Origin of the sequence: Arcicella rosea (assembly GCF_040543805.1) — a bacterium.
GTDB classification, from domain to species: domain Bacteria; phylum Bacteroidota; class Bacteroidia; order Cytophagales; family Spirosomataceae; genus Arcicella; species Arcicella rosea.
The window spans coordinates 253,916-272,109 of the sequence record NZ_JBEUMS010000007.1; the positions used below are offsets into that span (position 1 = coordinate 253,916).

The following is an 18,194-nucleotide window of genomic DNA, read 5'->3' on the forward strand; positions in this document are numbered from 1 at the left end:
TAGAACATGAAAACAATTATTTGAATTATTTTAAAATTTATGACAACGGTACAAAATCATATTAGAGAATTACTCTTTGAACAAGATTGTGTTGTAATCCCAGATTTCGGTGGATTCGTTACCAATTTTGATTGTGCTAAGGTTGATAAATCTGAAGAATACATCAAGCCTGCTCAAAAATGGTTGGCATTCAATGGTTTATTGAAAAATGATGATGGTTTGTTGAGTAACTATATTGCCAAGAATGAGGGAATCAGTAGAGATGAAGCAAACCTGAGAATTAAATCTTTTGTAGAAACAGCTAAAAAAGGAATACGTTTTGATCAGCGTTTTGATATTAGTGGAGTAGGTACTTTTACTGAAAATGAAGAAGGTAAAATTCAATTCAATCCTTCTGAGAACAGTAATTTTCTTGGTGAAAGCTTCGGATTAGAAAAAATTGTAATAAAAAAATCTACTTTTATTAAACCAATTATTCAAGTAGAAAAAATCAACACTAAGGTTTCTCAAAAAACTGTTCAACAAGTTTTTGCCAGTAATGACCGTGAAACTTCAGCTGAAGAAGTTAAGTTGGTTGGCACGAGTAAAATTCGGAATAATCGTAGAAGAGGAACAGCAGTATTGAAATTTTTATTAGGAATGTTTTCAGCGGCTTTATTTGTTTCAGCTATTTATTTATACGATAACGAGAAAAACAGCTTAAGCTCATTCAATCCTTTTCATTTTTCTCAAAAACAAGCTCAGGAAGCCTACGCAGAACCGATTGAAAAAGTAATTCCCAAAGCCGAACCAATTAAGGTAGCTCCAGTATTAATTAAAAAAGATACTTTAGTGAACATTGTAAAGCCGATAATAAATGATGAGGAGAATCGTTTTTTTGTAATAACAGGGAGTTTTGGTGAAAGAGAGAATGCTGAAAATCAATTATATGTTTTAAAAAGTAAAGGTTTTTCAAAAGCTTCAATTTTAAAACCTAGTAAAAGAGGTAGATTAATAAAGGTTTCAGCAGGTGGTTTTACAGATGAGCAAAGTGCTAATGAGGAAGCTGTAAAAGTTGCCAAAGCAATTAATCAAAATGCCTGGATTTTTAAAAAGTAAATTCTGAGAATCTATAAATATTAATTACAATGAACTCCTATCATCTCGAACAAGAAGAAAGTAAGAATAGGCAAAGAGCGCTAATTATTACTATTGTCGTCAATGCCATAATGTTCTACTTGTTTTGGTACATTACAGTATGGACAGGCGAGGAGAATAAAAAAGAAGAGTTAGCAGGTGGTGGCGGTTTTGTACTCAATTTTGGAACAGATAAATCAGGAAGTGGTAATGTTTATACTAGAAACAAGGCCAGTGATTTAAAAGAAGCAAACGAATCTAAAGCTGCTCCTGAAGAAAAGAAAGTCGAAAAAGTAATTACTAAGCCAGATGTAGTTGCTCCAGAAGTAGAAAAAATAAAAAAAGTTGTAAAATCACCAAAGGAAGCACCACTAGTAAGTAGTAAACTTAGCAGTCCAGTTAAAGTAAAAGAGAGTTTAAATACTAAAGTTGATAAAAAGATTCTATCAGCAAAACCAACTGAAGTAAAGCCAACTCCTGCTAAACCCGTTGAGAAAATTAATAACTCAGCTTTATTACCAACAAAAAAAGGTACTTCAGCTTCAAATGGAACAACAGGGTCTGATTCAAGAGCAGGTGGAGCTTCAGATGGAAATACTAGTGGAAAAGGTAATCAAGGTCAACCAAATGGACAAATAGTTCAAGGAGGTGAATATTCTAAAAGACCGCTAGGAGATGGAAATGGTGGAACAGGAGGGAACGCTGGCGGTGGAAGTTCATTAAGTTTAACTGGTTGGACTTGGTTTAGCAAGCCAGTTGTTGATGATGACTCAAACGATACTGGAATTATCCGATTTAAAATCAAAGTTGATTCAGATGGAGATGTAGTTGATATCAGTGTTTTAGAAAGTACGGTAAGCCCAACAGTGATGCAGAAGTACAAAAAGACAGTTCAGAGAACAAAATTTAGACCAACGAGCGATGGAGATAGACCTGAGTACTCATCAGGAACAGTAACATTTAAGTTGAGTCCAAGATAATTAATTCAAAAGTGTAAGTCGAAAGATTTACACTTTTTTTCTTTTAAGGCAGTTCATTAATTATCTTTGTTTATCATTCAATAAAGATAAATAATCGGGATGCTTATCCAGTTTGGATTACTTCCGATTTTTGAAAAAATGACTTATCAAGAAACAATCAATTATTTATATCAGCAATTACCAGTATTTCATCGAATTGGTAAAAAAGCTTTCAAGGCAAATCTTCATAATACGCTTGCTATTTGTAATCATTTAGGAAATCCACAAGAAAAATTTAAGTCTATTCACATTGCCGGAACCAACGGAAAAGGAAGTACGTCTCATTTTTTAGCTGCTATTTTACAATCAGCCGGATATAAAACTGGTTTATATACTTCGCCACATTTAAAATCCTTTACTGAACGAATTCGTATTAATGGACAGCCAATTCCTGAAGAAGAGGTTATTTCTTATGTTACTGATAATCAGGTTTTTTTAGAAGATTTAAAGCCTTCTTTTTTTGAAATGAGCGTTGGTATGGCTTTTGAATATTTTGCTAAACAGCAGGTAGATATTGCCGTAATTGAAGTTGGTTTGGGTGGACGATTAGACTCTACTAATGTCATTAATCCAGAACTATCAGTTATTACTAATATTAGTTTTGATCATACCGATATTTTGGGCGATACTCTTCCACAAATTGCAGGAGAAAAAGCAGGAATTATCAAAAAAAATACGCCAGTTGTTATTAGTGAATTTCAAAAAGAAACAAAGGATGTCTTTTTACTAAAAGCTCAAGAAGAAAATGCTAAAATTTATTTTGCAGAAGAAGATTTTGAAATCAAATCTTCTGTGAATAATGGTACTTCTTTGGAATTAGAAATTTCAAAGAAAAGAACTGGAACAATAAAAACATTGGTTTCTCAACTCACTGGAAGTTATCAATCAAAAAACATTCTTGGAGTATTGAAATCGGTAGAAATCTTAAATGAACAAGGCTTTAATATTTCAGAAGAGGCTGTTTGTCAAGGAATTGAAAAAGTTGTATCAATTACTGGCTTAAAAGGTCGTTGGCAAGTTTTGTCAGAAAAACCGTTGATGATTTGTGATACAGCACATAATTTAAGCGGAATTACTGAGATTTTATCAAGCATTGCTAAGGTTAAATATAGTCAGCTTTGGATGATATTAGGATTTGTTTCGGATAAGAATATTGATGGAATTCTAACAATGCTTCCTAAAGAAGCAAATTATATTTTTTGTCAAGCAAATGTTCCTAGAGCCTTAGAAGCAAAATTGTTGCAAGCAAAAGCAGAAAGTTACGCATTAAAAGGAGAGGTTATTGAAGAAGTTAATAAGGCAATTGCTTTTGTAAAAGGTAAATGTTCTGACGACGATTTGATTTATGTTGGCGGAAGTACTTTTGTAGTAGCGGATATTGACGAATTATAGTTTTTAGATTGATAAGTAAAATTTTGAATATTAAATGGGAAGACAGAAGGCAATAAGATTTGAAAGTAATATTACTCAAGAAAATGTAATACAAGAAGGAAAACCTCTTTATGAAAAAGTAAAAGGTTTGTGGAATAAAGAAGTTTTTAAAAATTCAAATCCAATTGTTCTTGAATTAGGTTGTGGAAAAGGAGAATATACTGTGGGACTCGCAAAATTATTTCCAGATAAAAATTTTATTGGAATCGATATTAAGGGGGATAGAATCGCAGTTGGAAGTATAAAGGCTACTGAGGCAAATTTATATAATGTTGCTTTTCTTAGGACGAAAGTACATGAATTAGAATCATTTTTTAATGAAAATGAAGTCGCTGAGATTTGGATAACTTTTCCTGATCCGCAAGTATTACAGAGTGGCGAAAGGAGAAGGCTTACAAATCCTCGTTTTTTGGAGATTTATGATAAAATTTTAGCTGCTGGAGGCTGTTTACATTTAAAAACTGACTCTGAATCTTTCTTTAAATACTCTGTATCAATGCTTAAAAACTTTGGAGTAAAAGAATTAACTAAAACTGAAGACCTTTATAATTCTGATTTGAATGTAAGACATTATAATATTAAAACCAGATTTGAGGAAATATTTACTGCTAAAGGCTTTAATATAAACTATTTATATTGTTATTTCTCATAAACTATAAACTACGTTAGTTAAAACTTCGAAAAATAAAAAAGGTGACTCTATGAATAGAATCACCTTTTTATTTTCGAAACAGCAGATTAAATTATTTAATCAATTGAGCGAAATAGTTTACTGTACGTACTAATTGAGAAACGTAAGACATTTCGTTATCATACCAAGATACAGTTCTAACGATTTGAGAATCACCTACATTTTGTACTTTAGTTTGTGTTGCATCAAATAATGAACCGAAAGAAGTACCAATTACATCGCTACTTACAATTTCATCTTCAGTATAACCAAAGCTTTCGTTTGCAGCAGCTTTCATTGCTTCATTGATTTCGCTTGCAGTGACTTTTTTAGCTAAAATTACAGTAAGCTCAGTTAATGAACCTGTAATAGTTGGAACTCTTTGCGCTGAACCATCTAATTTACCTTTCAATGAAGGAAGTACTAAACCAATTGCTTTTGCAGCACCAGTAGAGTTTGGAACGATGTTTTCAGCAGCAGCTCTAGCTCTTCTTAAATCACCTTTTGGATGTGGAGCATCTAAAGTATTTTGGTCATTTGTATAAGCATGAACAGTTGTCATTAAACCGTTTACAATACCAAATTGTTCTTCTAATACTTTTGCCATTGGAGCTAAACAGTTCGTTGTACAAGAAGCACCACTAATTACTGTTTCAGAACCATCTAAAATATCGTGATTTACGTTAAATACAATTGTTTTTGCATCTCCAGTAGCAGGAGCAGAGATTACTACTTTTTTAGCACCAGCAGTGATATGAGCAGAAGCTTTTTCTTTGTCAGTAAAGAATCCTGTACATTCTAATACAACATCAACTTCATGTTTACCCCAAGGAATAAGTGCTGGATCTCTTTGTGCGTAAATTGTTACTTCTTCGCCATTAACAGTAATTGTGTTATCAGTAGAAGTAACTTCTGCATTGAAACGTCCTTGAGCTGAGTCATATTTTAACAAATGAGCTAATACTTTAGGACTAGTTAGATCATTGATTGCTACGATGTCAATGCCTTCCATGTTATAAATTTGACGATAGACTAAGCGTCCTATGCGTCCGAAACCGTTGATTGCAACTTTTACCTTTGCCATTTTAAATAAGGGATAATGATTAAATCTACAGTACAAAAGTAGAGTTTTAAGAATAATAATACAAGTCTTTTTAATTTATAATAAGAGTAAATTGTTTAGTAATTAATGTTAATAAACTTAGTAAAATGTTCTGGGATTCTTGTTAATTACTAAAAATAGTAGTTTATCTACTTTGACTTACTAATGATAATTTCGCTCAGTCTCTCACTTTTATACTCTCTAGTAATTACATTAAAGCTCGAAAAATAAACATTTGACCAGCAAAATCAAGAGAGGTTCAATTCTTCATTGGCATCTAAAAATCAATGAAGAATCTGCTTCAGATACCTTTAAATCAATAAATAATAAAAGGGTAGGGCAGACTTCTTATTTAAAGTATTAAAGACTTTAATAATCATAAAATGGTTACATTTTTGTTCTTTGGATGATGTAATTCAAATACCATTTGAAGAAATTATAAAATTAGCTATTGCAGTATAAAAATAAACCGAGTACTTCTTTGTGACAAAATGTCATAAAATAAAGCAATAATACCACCAAATAATATTTTGACACCTATTCCTAAACGTAAACATTAAAAACACAAAGAAATGATAATCAATAACTTAAATGACATAGTCTAAAGTTTAAGATAATGTTCGATAAAAAAGGACTAACTTTTATAATACATTATCTAATCGGATAAATAACCTATTTATTCACTCTAATCTGTAGAAACCTTCTGACTTTGTATAAAAACAGTTTATCTTTGCACACTAATTATAAGTAACGATATTTAAAATATTTAAATGGAAAATTTAAAACAAATTATTGAAAACGCTTGGGAAAACCCTAGTTTAAGAGCTTCTGATGAGACCAAAAAAGCTATTGAATCAATAGTTGAGAAAGTAGATAAGGGAGAGTTAAGAACGGCTAATCCTAACGAAGATGGTACTTGGACAGTAAATGAATGGGTAAAAAAAGCAATAGTAATGTATTTCCCTATTCGTCAAATGGAAGTACAAGAAGTTGGTATTTTTGAGTTTCATGACAAAATGAAATTAAAAAACAATTATGCTAATTTAGGCGTTCGTGTTGTACCACCAGCAGTAGCAAGATATGGAGCCTTTTTAGCAAAAGGTGTTATTATGATGCCGTCTTATGTGAACATCGGTGCTTATGTAGATTCTGGTACAATGGTTGATACTTGGGCTACAGTAGGTAGTTGTGCGCAAATCGGTAAAGATGTTCACTTGAGTGGTGGCGTTGGAATTGGTGGCGTCTTAGAGCCACCTCAGGCATCTCCAGTAATTATTGAGGATGGTGCATTCATTGGCTCACGTTGTATTGTAGTAGAAGGTGCTAGAATTGGTAAACGTGCTGTATTAGGTGCAGGTGTGACTATTACTGGTAGCTCTAAAATCATAGATGTTACAGGTCCAGAACCAATTGAATATATTGGTTTCGTGCCAGAAAATAGTGTGGTAATTCCTGGAAGTCTTACTAAGAAATTTGCTGCTGGAGAATACAATGTTCCTTGTGCACTTATCATTGGTAAACGAAAAGAAAGTACAGACCTTAAAACGTCTTTAAATCAAGCTTTAAGAGAAAACAATGTAGTAGTTTAAAATTACCTTTACTAATAAGCAAAAAAGTCGTGACAATTCACGACTTTTTTGCTTATATCTATATACATTAGAGGAAATGGAAATATATACTTATATTTCCATTTGAGTTGTTTTAACAGAGATATTAGCTATTAACTGAATATTCATTCTATTCGAACATAAAATATAAAATCAGATGATTAACGATGTAGCTCCTTTACAATTAGGAAAATATAATAGACTTCAAGTCATCAAGGAATTAGACTTCGGCTTATACCTAGATGGCTTTGAAGGAGAAGAAATTTTAATACCAAGAGTGTATGTTCCAGAAGGGACAGAAATAGGACAATTCTTAGATGTCTTTATTTACAGAGATTCAGAAGATAGACTTATTGCAACTACCTTAAAACCTTTTGCAACGGTGGGAGAATTTGCTTATTTGAAAGTAAAAGATGTGAGTAAATTAGGTGTATTTCTTGACTGGGGTTTGATGAAAGACTTATTCGTTCCATTCGGCGAGCAGCTTTCTAAAATGGCAGTAGGCAGGTCTTATTTAGTGTATATATACATTGATGAAGAGACTCAAAGAATTGTAGCATCTGCTAAAATTGATAAATTTCTTCCTGAAGTTGACCCAATATTTAATGAAAGAGATGAAGTAGAATTACTTCCTTATGAATATACAGAACTTGGAATAAAAGCATTGATTAACAAATGTAAAATAGGGGTAATATACAAAAACGAAGTGTTTAGAAATGTTAATCTTGGTGAGTTTACAATTGGATACATCAAGAAAATAAGAGATGATGGAAAGATAGATTTAGCCCTTGGGAAAATAGGATTTGATAGGATTGACAATGTTAAACAAGTCATTTTATCATCCTTGCATGCACAGAAAGGCTTTTTACCTTACAACGATAAAACTGACGCTGAGGTTATTTATAGGAATTTACAAATGTCAAAAAAGGATTTCAAGAAAGCGATTGGGGGTTTATACAAAGATAAAGTGATTTCAATACAAGATAATGGAATTTACATTATTCAATCTGAGTAATTACATACAATTTACATTTGTTTTTGTCCTTGACATATTGTAAATTTACATCACTATACACAAATGTAAATTTCACATATGTAACATGGATTTAAATAAAAAGATTGAACAAATAATAATAGACAAAGGTTTGTCTCCTAGCTATTTTGCTGATGCCATTGGTATTCAAAGAAGCAGTATTTCTCATATCCTTTCTGGAAGAAATAAGCCAAGTTTAGACATTGTACAAAGGATTTTAAAGGTATTTCCTGATATAGATAGAGATTGGCTACTTTTTGACAATGAATTACCCAATATCAATACAATACAAAATAGCAATCAAATAGCTAATTCTCAGCCGATTAGACAGCATTCTAATAGAGAGGCAAAGCCCTCAGAATCGATTAAAAATGTTACTCCTGAGCAGTTGTATGTACAAACACCTGTAAACGCCCTACAAAGGCGCAAAACTGAGCGTCCTGAGATTGAAGCACCAGCTCCATCTGGGAAGCAAATTGAAAGGATTGTAATCTTTTATACTGATGGGACTTTCATGGAAAGCAAGCCTGTTTAAAATAGGGTATAATTGTATTTTTTAAAGATATATATTCACCGAAAAATAGGAGATATCAACTTCATTTTGAAATATAACTTTTAATAATTAGATAGGATAGAGCTCAATTTTATGCTTTATTTTATGTTAATTTTTAAAAAACAGGATATAGTTTTAGTTAAATGAGATAGGTTCTTAAAATCAAAAATAACGCAAACTAAAGAATTCAAAAATTAAAAAGTTTTCTATTTTTCTAAAACCAGATTTTATTTTTAAGATATATATTAAAGCAGAATAGAAATTTTTATTTTCGATTTTCTATCCGACTCTAATTTTTTGATGATTAGCTATTAACCTATACCATCGTTGTTTTGCTACAAATACTTATCTATTATCTGTAGCAAATCGTTTCACGAAATACAAAAAAACATATAATCAATTGATAATCAATACAATAACATCAAGTGTTCCACGTGAATTTATAAGTGTCTGAAAATTAGACACTTATAAATTCATTAGTAAAACTAAGGAATAATGCCTCATATTGGGGAATAATATCATTTTATTTTTCATTAAACATTATCATTTTAAACATGCAAAGTATCGATTCTCTTAATCAAGTCGCTGAATTTCATCGTACATTCAAAGCTCCAATTCTTGATACACCACAAATTCCTTCTATAGAACGATGTAATTTAAGAGTAAGCCTTATCGCTGAAGAGCTAAAAGAATTACAAGAAGCAATTGAAGCTAATGACATTGTAGAAATTGCTGATGCTCTTTGTGATATTCAATATGTACTTTCTGGAGCTGTGTTAGAATTCGGGCTTGGAAATAAATTTGTTGAATTATTCAATGAAGTACAAAGATCTAATATGTCTAAGGCTTGTAATACTTATGAAGAAGCTGAAGAAACTGTAAAATTCTATTTTGAAAAAGACGGTACTTTGGCTGAAATCGTTAAAGATGGCGATAAATTTTTAGTCTATAGAATTTCAGATAATAAAGTACTCAAATCTGTAAAATATTCTCCTGCAGATTTAGAGAGCATAATTACAGCATAATTAAACTTTCTGTCTTGAATATATAGCCGCTTTAGAATTAAATATTCAAGACAGAAGCATTCATTTAAATATTTATGGAATTCTCAGCGCTTACCAAAAAACAATTACAAATCTCAGAATAAGTATAACTTCCTTATTATCAATACAAAAGAGAAGCACTCTCTTTCATAACTCATCATAATTCACCTTAATATTCAGCCTTAATTCATTAAATTTAAATGTTACATAATTTACATTATGTTAAATAATAACATTCAAAAGAAAAAAGGTTTATATTTCCACTCCTAAAGACAAAATAAAAGGCCTCAGATTTCTGAGGCCTTTTATTTATTTCAAAATTAGCTTTTATTATTCTCCTAAAGCTTTAAGCTTATCTTCCATTTTCAAAATTTGGTATAAACTTCTCAAACTTGATTTCAAATCGTCTTCTTGTTTGATTGAATACGCTTTCTCAAAATATGGTAAAGCTTCTCTGAATTTCTTGTCTGCTTGCTCTTCGATTTTCTTACCTTCTGTCTTATAAGCAGCCATATCTAACAAATCAACTTTTTTCTTAATCTCTACAGCTTCATTAAAGCTCATTACGCCTAAATTGAAGTTAACATCGTAGTTATTAGGATCTAAGTCTAATGATTTCTTGTAGAAGTTTAAAGCAGATTCTTTCGCTTCTTTTTGTTTTGCTTCTAAATCAGCTAACTTTTTATTTACTTCTTCTACATTTACTCCACTTGAAGCTTGTTTAGCAGCCTCTTCATTAAGCTTAGTTAATTCAGCTTTTTGTTCATTTTGCATTTCCTTTACTGATGCAATTTGTTTTTTTGAAGCCGCTGCACTCTTAGGATCTTTTTTAATTTTGTCAGTCAAACGCTTAATTTCTTCGTCATAAGCTCCTACTTTATCCTTTTGTGCTTGAATCTTTTTCTTTAAAGCATCTACATTATTATCAGCTAAAGTTTCTCTTAAAGAGCGAATTTCTGGAGCAAATTCTTGAGCTTTGTTTTCATAAAGAATCCCTAAGTTTAATACTTCTTGTGGGTTGCTATTTCCTTTTGCTACTGAACTTTCAAGTTCTTTGATGGCCAAATCAATCTTTTTGAATGATAAAAGTAAATTGATTTTCTCTGACTTTAAATCTTTGTTATTTGGATGAAGAGCAATTCCTTTTTCTAATGTTGAAATTGCTTTTTCTTCATTTTTTTCGTTTCTATAAATCTGAGCTAAAGCATAAACCATTGCAGGGTCCTTCCCTCCTAGTTCTAGGAATTTTTCAAATCCTGCTTTGGCAGCTGCATCATCTTTTGCCATTTGACCAATCACACCTGTGTACATCGCTGCAGTTGTATCTTTAGGGCTAATTTCAGATGCCATTTGCAAATCTTTTACAGCACCAGTAAAATTTTTAGCTTGATATTTAGCAATACCACCATTCATGAAAGCACTAAATGTTTTTTGTCCTTCAATTTCAGGTTTTCCGTCTTTAGCATAAGTAAGTAAAAGATATTTTTTAGCTGCAACTCCAGCGGCTCCATCTTTTTCTAAGGCGATTGCTTTTTTGAAATACTCTACAGCTTTGTAAGCTGCTAAAGGTTCTCCTTTTGTCAACACTGAATCTTGAGAATTGGCAAGGTCTAAATATGCTTCTCCACGAGTCAACCAGGTTTTAGCTTTTGCCGAATCTTTCTTAGTAACAGCCGCATCAGCTTTCTTTACCGCATCGGAAATAGTTTTACGATTAGCCTCAACCATAAGTTTGTCCATTTGAGCAGAGGCTGCTCCTGCTGTCATCAGTATTGCGAAAAGAGCAAGTGTGATTTTTTTCATTGTTCTGTTTGGAAATGGTTTCTATTTATTAAATTATTGAAAAAGTAAAATCGCATTTTACTGCGATTTTACAAACGGTACTCTCTTAAAATAGCTATTCTTGGATTACTTCACCTTCAGTAGATGCTGTATCTACATCTGCTTCTGGCGTAATATCTGTAACGATTTCTTCTTCTGGATCTTTAACAATTTTTGTTACAGAAGAGATTTCATCTGATTCATTTTTCAAACGAATCAATTTAACACCTTGGGTATTTCTGCCCATTACACGTAAATCGGCAACAGCAATTCGGATTAAAATACCTGATTTTGTAATAATCATTAAATCATTATTATCAGTTACTTCTTTGATTGCTACCAAGTTACCTGTTTTGTCAGTTAAATTGAGTGCCTTCACTCCTTTTCCGCCACGGTTTGTTAAACGATAATCTTCAACATCCGAACGTTTACCGAAACCTTTTTCAGAAACTACCAACAACTGTTGTGTTTCTGGGTCTTCGATACATACCATGCCAATTGCTTTCTCGTCTTGCTTCTCTTCGTCAAGCCAAATACCTTTAACACCGGCAGCAGAACGACCCATTGGACGAACACGTGATTCTTCAAAACGAACTGAACGACCAGTATTTGTTGCAATGATAATATGATTATTTCCGTTTGTTAACGATACATCTAATAATCTATCGTTTTCTCTAATCGTAATAGCAATAATACCATTCTGGCGTGGACGAGAATAAGCTTCTAATGTTGTTTTCTTAATCGTTCCATCTTCAGTACACATTACAATAAAGTTATTATTGATGTAATCTGGATCTGTAAGCGATTTTACATTGATTACCGCACGGATTGAATCACCACTTTCAATATTCATTAAATTTTGAACTGGTCTTCCTTTTGCAGTTTTTTGTCCTTCAGGAACAGCATATACTCTTAACCAGAAACATTTTCCACTTTCAGTAAAAAAGAGTAACCAATTGTGCATGGTTGCTGTAAATAGATGTTCTGTATAATCGCTATCTTTTGTAGCTACTGCACGAGAACCTACTCCTCCCCTTCCTTGAGCTTTGTATTCGCTGATTGGAGTACGCTTGATATAACCTTGATTCGAAACAGTAATTAACATTTCCTCATCAGCAATCATATCTTCAATCGAGAATTCATCATCTGTCATGTTGATTTGTGTGCGACGAGCATCACCGTAACGTTCTTTAATTTCAATCAATTCGTCTTTGATGATTTGCAACTGACGTTCTGGTCTATCCAAAATATCTTGCAAATCTTCCATCAAACGTTTGATTTCCTCATATTCAGCCAAAATCTTGTCACGCTCCATACCAGTAAGGCGTTGAAGACGCATTTCAAGAATTGCTTTTGATTGAATCTCAGAAAGATTAAACTGTTCCATCAAACCAAGTTGAGCCGTATGTGGGTCACGTGATTCACGGATGAGTTTAATAACAGCATCTAAGTTATCAAGGGCGATAATAAAGCCTTCTAAAATATGTGCTCTTTTTTGGGCTTCTCTTAAATCGTATTGAGTACGACGAATCACTACTTCGTTTCTGTGTTCTACGAAATAATGAATTAAGTCTTTCAATGTAAGCGTATAAGGACGACCTTTTACCAAACAAACATTATTAACTGAAAACGAAGATTGTAATGCCGTTTGTTTGTAAAGATTGTTCAAAATTACATTGGGAACAGCATCTCTTTTCAAATCAAAAACGATACGCATACCGTCACGGTCAGACTCATCTCTGATTTCAGAAATTCCTTCAATTTTCTTTTCATTCACCAAATCAGCACATTGTTTAATCAATGATGCTTTATTGACCATGTAAGGAATTTCAGAAACAATAATTTGTTCTTTCCCAGTTTTTGATGTTTCAAAAGTAGCATTTCCACGCACTACGATTCTTCCTCTACCCGTAGCAAAAGCATTTTTAATACCAGAAACGCCGTAAATAGTACCTCCAGTTGGAAAATCTGGAGCTTTGATATACTGCATCAAGCCTTCAATAGTAATATCTCTATCATCAATGTAGGCAATAATTCCTTCAACTACTTCTGTTAAGTTATGAGGTGCCATGTTGGTGGCCATCCCTACTGCAATACCAGAAGTACCATTTAATAATAAATTGGGAATTTTTGAAGGAAGTACCGTTGGTTCTTGAAGAGAATCATCGAAGTTATTTTGGAAATCGACTGTATCTTTATTGAGGTCTCCTAAAAGCTCTTCAGCTATTCTTTTTAATCTAGCTTCGGTATAACGCATCGCCGCAGGTGAATCGCCATCAACAGAACCAAAGTTCCCTTGGCCATCAACGAGTGGATACCTTAACGACCATTCCTGAGCCATTCTCACCATGGTGTCGTATACTGAGGAGTCACCATGTGGGTGAAATTTCCCCATTACCTCACCAACAATACGAGCTGACTTTTTATAAGCTTTGTTGTAATTCACACCTAATTCATCCATCCCAAAAAGTACTCGGCGGTGAACAGGTTTTAATCCATCACGGACATCTGGTAAGGCACGAGACACAATAACTGACATTGAATAGTCAATGTAAGCACCACGCATTTCGTCCTCAATGTTAATCGAAATAATGTTACTATGTTGTTCTGACATATAAATAAGGTTTGGTTGAAGGGACTTACGTACCTTTTTTGATTTTTCTCAATAACAAAATCAATTGGTATAATTTTAAGTACCCTTAAAATGCCATTTTATACAAATTTCGTGAAATTTTAATGGTTTTGCAAATTTGAGAGGGACGAGAATACAAGCTTTATGAGAAGATTATCCAAACTTGATTGAATTATAATTCACTGCAAATTGATTCCATCAAAATCGTGACTAAGTTGACAATAAAATACTTTTGTGATGATTTTTTTATTAAAAAAAATATTGTCAAATAAAATTCAAAACTTCTTTTGTAGTTTTACCAAAACTATCCTCAACTATGAAAAATCTATTACTTCGTACTCTCACTTTTGTTGTCCTTTGCCTTTTTACTTGTTTTTCAGCAAATTGTTATCCTACAAAAAACGTGATTCTTAATAATCACAAATACATTGCTGAAACGAGTGAAAAAACTTATTATTATGAAGTACTTCTGCAAAGTAATCAAGCATCTCAAGAAATTCCCCAGCAAGCAATAAAAGTTTTGAAATTTGTTCGAGAAAATGGACGTCCAATAAATGCAATAAATGGCTATGTAGGAGGTAGAAAATTTGGGAATTATGAGGGCTTACTCCCTAAAAAAAATCAGTACAATCAAAATATTCATTATCGTGAGTGGGATATTTACCCGAAAATTGAAGGTAAAAACAGAGGTGCCGAAAGGTTAGTAACTGGTTCCGACAAAAAAGCCTATTATACTAAAAATCATTATCAATCATTTGTTGAAATAAAATAATGCAATGGCAAATTATTACATTTTAAAAGAAACATATACTCAAACATCTCAAAACAATATTCTAGTAGCTATCATAGATGGTGAAAAAGCTGATACTGCTGAAGCTTTCTATAAAATTCTGGGAGAAGCTCTTCGTTTTCCTGATTATTTCAATCATAATATGGATTCTTTCGATGAACTAATCAATGATTTAGATTGGTTAGACGAAAACGATGTTAGAATTGTATTCAAAAATTATGATAATTTTCTTGAAGAAGAAAATGATGAAATAAGAGAAATCATCTTAACTATTTTTGATGATGCTGCTGAAGAATGGAAACGAAATGACAACACAAAACTATTAAATATTTATATTGAACCTTCAGAATTAGCCGAAGACGATTTAGAAACGCTTGGAATTAGTTATGAAAGTTAATTTAAAACAGTATTATTCAACCAATTTTGTCTCATAAACTTAAATAAAAAAATCATGCAAATCAAAAGAAGTGCTACTGCCCAATGGATTGGTGCAGGTAAAGATGGTAAAGGTACATTAACAAGTCCAAGTGGTGTTTTGAGCAACACTCAATATTCATTCAATACACGTTTTGAAGATGGCATTGGTACCAATCCAGAAGAATTAGTTGCGGCAGCTCATGCAGGATGTTTTTCTATGCAATTAGCGTTCAATTTACAAGGTGCTGGTTTTGTGGCTGATGTTATTGATACAAGCTCACAAGTAATTTTAGAAAATGGCGCTATCAACGAAATTAAATTAACAACTTCTGTTAAAGCCGCAGGTTTGACGCAAGATAAATTTGAAGAATTGGTAAATCATGCAAAAGTGAATTGTCCAATTTCAAAACTTTTTAACGCAACAATCAGCTTGGATGCTACATTGCTTTAAAAATAACAAAGCCCGAAGAAATCAATATTTACTTCGGGCTTTATTATTTTTATGCTATTTTAATCGTTGAGAAGATTCTCTGACAATTAATTGGGTTTTCAATATTTGTATTTCCGGCTTAAAAGTACCAGCAGCATCTTCTATTTCATCAATTAATAAAGAGGTTGCGTTTCTTCCAATATCCAAAGTAGGCTGAGCAACACTAGATAAAGTCGGTGTGATAACAGTACAAATTGGCTCGTCGTTAAAACTTACTACCGCTACTTCATCTGGAATTTTAATATTTCGTGCTTTTAAAGCCGAAATAGCACCAACAGCCAAACGGTCACTCACAACAATTAATCCGTCTGGTCTATTTTCAAGATTTAATAGATGATGCGTAATTGCTACTGCCTTAGACAAAGCATACTCCCCATGAACAATCAGCTCATCTTCTACTAGCATTCCATGATCTTTTAAAGCATTTCCGTAACCTTCCAATCTTTGGTTACTCACAGTTACACTCTGTGGACCAGCTAAAAAAGCAATTCTTTTACAGCCATTATCAATTAAATGTTTGGTGGCTTCATAAGCGGCACCAACATTATCAACCATCACTTTAGAAACATCAAGTTCTTGAGCATCTCTATCAAAAAAAACGAGAGGAATGCCTTTTCTTTGCAAGCGCTTGAGATGATCTAAATCTACAGTTTCCTGAGAAAGTGAAATGATAAAACCTTCTACTTGACCTCTCGATAAATTTTGGACATTGATGAGTTCTCTTTCATACAACTCGCTTGTTTGCGTTAAAAGTAAGCTATATCCACGAGCAATCGCCTCAGCCTCAATACCTTTTATTACAGAAGCAAAAAAATGATAAGCCAAATCAGGTACAATTACGCCAATGGTTTTAGTTCTACTCTTTACCAAACTTGTTGCCAAGATATTGGGTTGATAATCCCACTCTTTTGCTAATTGCAAAACTGCCTGACGAGTTTCTGGTTTTATTTCTGGCATGTCACGCAAAGCACGAGAAATTGTTGCCACTGAAACATTCAAATGGCGAGCTAAATCTTTAATCGTTACTTGATGTGCCATAAATTTATTTTATCCTTTCAGCGTTACTTTTGCTCTTGTACAAACACCTCCGATAGGTGGATTAAATTTGGATACTGAAACTTCTATTAATTCTACTTTTGGATAGCGGTTTCGAACACTTTTAATAATTAATTGGGCTATGTGTTCTAATAATTTTGCTTTTATTTTCATTACTCCTGAAATGATTTCATACACATCGCCATAATTCACTGTATCGCTAAGTTTATCATTTTCAGCAGCTTCTGAAAAATCGGTTGTAATAGCAATATCTATTTGATATCGATTCCCAATTTTTTGTTCTTCAGCATATACTCCATGATATGCAAAAAATTCAATGCCTTCAAGGGCAATTATTCCCATTGTTTTTTTATTTCAAAATACTTCTTAAAGTATTAATTTAGTTTCAAACATCTACAAATCATCAAAAAAAGAACCACCACCATTTGAGATTCCACTTGAATTATCTTTCCCAAATTCCTCCATGACAGATGAAACCGTTGGTAGTCCATCATCTTTACCTGGTTTTCTTGGTTTTACTTTTATGGTTCTCATTTCTCTTACCAATTCGTCTGCTTTGGCATTAAAAATAACTTGGTCTTGTTTCTCTAATATTTTATGTACTTCTGGCAATTCTTCATTTTCATCATCAAAATCATTGGCAGGTTCAAAAAGAATTTCTGTTTCATTTTTTGATTCTTCAGCCTTAGCAAATAAAGGTGCATTTTCTATAAACGCTTCTTCCTTAACTGGAACTGTCGGTATTTGTTTTGTTGGCTCTTCTACAACAGTACTTTTTACTTCATTTGAAGGCGAAACAGAAGAAACAGATTTTTCAACAACATTTTCAATTTTCTGAAAAGTAGTCCTTGAACTTAGATTATCTTCAAATTTTGCAACTTTTTCTAAAGTATCATTAGCAAAGCGTTTAAGTTCAACAACTAAAAACTCTTTGTATTTTTCCATTGCTTTGAAGTCACGTTCATAATTTTTTAAATCATTCACGGCTTCTTCTACCAAAAACTTAGCTTTATTTTCTGCATCAGAAACAATCATTTTAGCATTTTTCCGTGCTTCATTCAATATTTCTTCTGCTTCAATTCTAGCATTTTCTTTAAGTTGCTCTACTTCACTCTGAGCTTTAACATTAATTTGGTCTTGAGCTTCCTCAGCAGCTTTCAATGTTTTAAAGAGACTATTTTCAATCTCTTTCATTCTAACAATTTCACGTTCAGCTACTTCTAGTTTTTGTTTTGATTGGCGCATATCATCACCAACACGTTCCCATTCTTGCGAAAGCGAAAGTAAAAAAGCTTCAACTGATTCTGTATCGTAACCTCTAAAGCTTTTATCAAAAGTATGTTTTCTTATTTCTAATGGAGTAATTCTCATTTTCTTAATTGTTTAATTTGGTCGCAAAATGCTTGGCTTCTAA

Annotated in this window: 17 protein-coding genes; 11 read left to right on the forward strand and 6 right to left on the reverse strand. The window is 32.6% G+C overall.

Annotation, left to right across the window (positions count from 1 at the left end; genetic code table 11):
- Positions 1-39: 39 nt before the first annotated feature.
- The 4 genes from ABID42_RS11450 (at position 40) to trmB (ending at position 4,218) form a co-directional block, all read left to right on the forward strand.
- Positions 40-1,098: an HU domain-containing protein gene (locus ABID42_RS11450; protein WP_367283765.1), complete on the forward strand. Its 1,059-nt coding sequence runs from the start codon at positions 40-42 to the stop codon at positions 1,096-1,098.
- Positions 1,099-1,127: 29 nt separating this feature from the next.
- Positions 1,128-2,096 (forward strand): energy transducer TonB family protein, encoded by a 969-nt coding sequence (locus ABID42_RS11455; protein WP_367283766.1) that lies wholly within the window; start codon positions 1,128-1,130, stop codon positions 2,094-2,096.
- 138 nt (positions 2,097-2,234) lie between these two features.
- On the forward strand, positions 2,235-3,527 hold the full coding sequence (locus ABID42_RS11460) for a bifunctional folylpolyglutamate synthase/dihydrofolate synthase (RefSeq protein WP_367283767.1): 1,293 nt from the start codon (positions 2,235-2,237) through the stop codon (positions 3,525-3,527).
- A 34-nt stretch (positions 3,528-3,561) separates the two neighbouring features.
- Positions 3,562-4,218 carry a tRNA (guanosine(46)-N7)-methyltransferase TrmB gene (gene trmB / locus ABID42_RS11465; RefSeq protein WP_367283768.1) on the forward strand — a complete coding sequence of 219 codons (657 nt, stop codon included), beginning with the start codon at positions 3,562-3,564 and terminating at the stop codon, positions 4,216-4,218.
- A gap of 91 nt (positions 4,219-4,309) precedes the next feature.
- On the opposite strand, the gene gap is transcribed toward trmB, so the two are convergent.
- Positions 4,310-5,320, reverse strand: coding sequence for a type I glyceraldehyde-3-phosphate dehydrogenase (gene gap / locus ABID42_RS11470; RefSeq protein WP_323261108.1), 1,011 nt, complete (start codon positions 5,318-5,320; stop codon positions 4,310-4,312).
- Between the two features lie 788 nt (positions 5,321-6,108).
- On the opposite strand from gap, the gene ABID42_RS11475 reads away from it, so the two are divergent.
- The 4 genes from ABID42_RS11475 (at position 6,109) to ABID42_RS11490 (ending at position 9,556) form a co-directional block, all read left to right on the forward strand.
- A complete protein-coding gene (locus ABID42_RS11475) occupies positions 6,109-6,927 on the forward strand; it encodes a 2,3,4,5-tetrahydropyridine-2,6-dicarboxylate N-succinyltransferase (RefSeq protein WP_367283769.1) in 819 nt (272 codons plus the stop codon).
- Between the two features lie 175 nt (positions 6,928-7,102).
- The gene (locus ABID42_RS11480; RefSeq protein ID WP_367283770.1) at positions 7,103-7,960 is read left to right on the forward strand and encodes a CvfB family protein; all 858 of its coding nucleotides are present in this window, start codon (positions 7,103-7,105) and stop codon (positions 7,958-7,960) included.
- 85 nt (positions 7,961-8,045) lie between these two features.
- Positions 8,046-8,513 (forward strand): helix-turn-helix transcriptional regulator, encoded by a 468-nt coding sequence (locus ABID42_RS11485; RefSeq protein ID WP_367283771.1) that lies wholly within the window; start codon positions 8,046-8,048, stop codon positions 8,511-8,513.
- Positions 8,514-9,085: 572 nt separating this feature from the next.
- Complete coding sequence (locus ABID42_RS11490) at positions 9,086-9,556, forward strand: nucleoside triphosphate pyrophosphohydrolase family protein (RefSeq protein WP_323261116.1); 471 nt, start codon at positions 9,086-9,088, stop codon at positions 9,554-9,556.
- A gap of 348 nt (positions 9,557-9,904) precedes the next feature.
- On the opposite strand, the gene ABID42_RS11495 is transcribed toward ABID42_RS11490, so the two are convergent.
- Together ABID42_RS11495 and gyrA are read right to left on the reverse strand one after the other, a co-directional pair.
- A complete protein-coding gene (locus tag ABID42_RS11495; RefSeq protein ID WP_367283772.1) occupies positions 9,905-11,377 on the reverse strand; it encodes a tetratricopeptide repeat protein in 1,473 nt (490 codons plus the stop codon).
- 94 nt (positions 11,378-11,471) lie between these two features.
- Positions 11,472-14,009 carry a DNA gyrase subunit A gene (gyrA, locus tag ABID42_RS11500; RefSeq protein ID WP_367283773.1) on the reverse strand — a complete coding sequence of 846 codons (2,538 nt, stop codon included), beginning with the start codon at positions 14,007-14,009 and terminating at the stop codon, positions 11,472-11,474.
- A gap of 334 nt (positions 14,010-14,343) precedes the next feature.
- Between gyrA and ABID42_RS11505 the strand changes: the two genes are divergently transcribed.
- The 3 genes from ABID42_RS11505 to ABID42_RS11515 are packed head-to-tail and all read left to right on the forward strand — an operon-like array spanning position 14,344 to position 15,685.
- Positions 14,344-14,799, forward strand: a complete 456-nt coding sequence (locus tag ABID42_RS11505) for a guanyl-specific ribonuclease (RefSeq protein ID WP_367283774.1) — start codon at positions 14,344-14,346, stop codon at positions 14,797-14,799.
- A 4-nt stretch (positions 14,800-14,803) separates the two neighbouring features.
- Positions 14,804-15,214 (forward strand): barstar family protein, encoded by a 411-nt coding sequence (locus ABID42_RS11510; RefSeq protein WP_367283775.1) that lies wholly within the window; start codon positions 14,804-14,806, stop codon positions 15,212-15,214.
- Between the two features lie 54 nt (positions 15,215-15,268).
- Positions 15,269-15,685, forward strand: a complete 417-nt coding sequence (locus ABID42_RS11515; protein ID WP_323261126.1) for an OsmC family protein — start codon at positions 15,269-15,271, stop codon at positions 15,683-15,685.
- Positions 15,686-15,739: 54 nt separating this feature from the next.
- Here ABID42_RS11515 and ABID42_RS11520 read toward each other — a convergent pair whose 3' ends face one another.
- Genes ABID42_RS11520 through ABID42_RS11530 form a run of 3 tightly spaced genes read right to left on the reverse strand, consistent with a single transcriptional unit; the run spans position 15,740 to position 18,151 of the window.
- Positions 15,740-16,762 carry a LacI family DNA-binding transcriptional regulator gene (locus tag ABID42_RS11520; RefSeq protein ID WP_367283776.1) on the reverse strand — a complete coding sequence of 341 codons (1,023 nt, stop codon included), beginning with the start codon at positions 16,760-16,762 and terminating at the stop codon, positions 15,740-15,742.
- Between the two features lie 9 nt (positions 16,763-16,771).
- The gene (gene folB, locus ABID42_RS11525) at positions 16,772-17,122 is read right to left on the reverse strand and encodes a dihydroneopterin aldolase (RefSeq protein ID WP_184135812.1); all 351 of its coding nucleotides are present in this window, start codon (positions 17,120-17,122) and stop codon (positions 16,772-16,774) included.
- 51 nt (positions 17,123-17,173) lie between these two features.
- Positions 17,174-18,151, reverse strand: a complete 978-nt coding sequence (locus tag ABID42_RS11530) for a DivIVA domain-containing protein (protein WP_367283777.1) — start codon at positions 18,149-18,151, stop codon at positions 17,174-17,176.
- Positions 18,152-18,194: the final 43 nt, after the last annotated feature.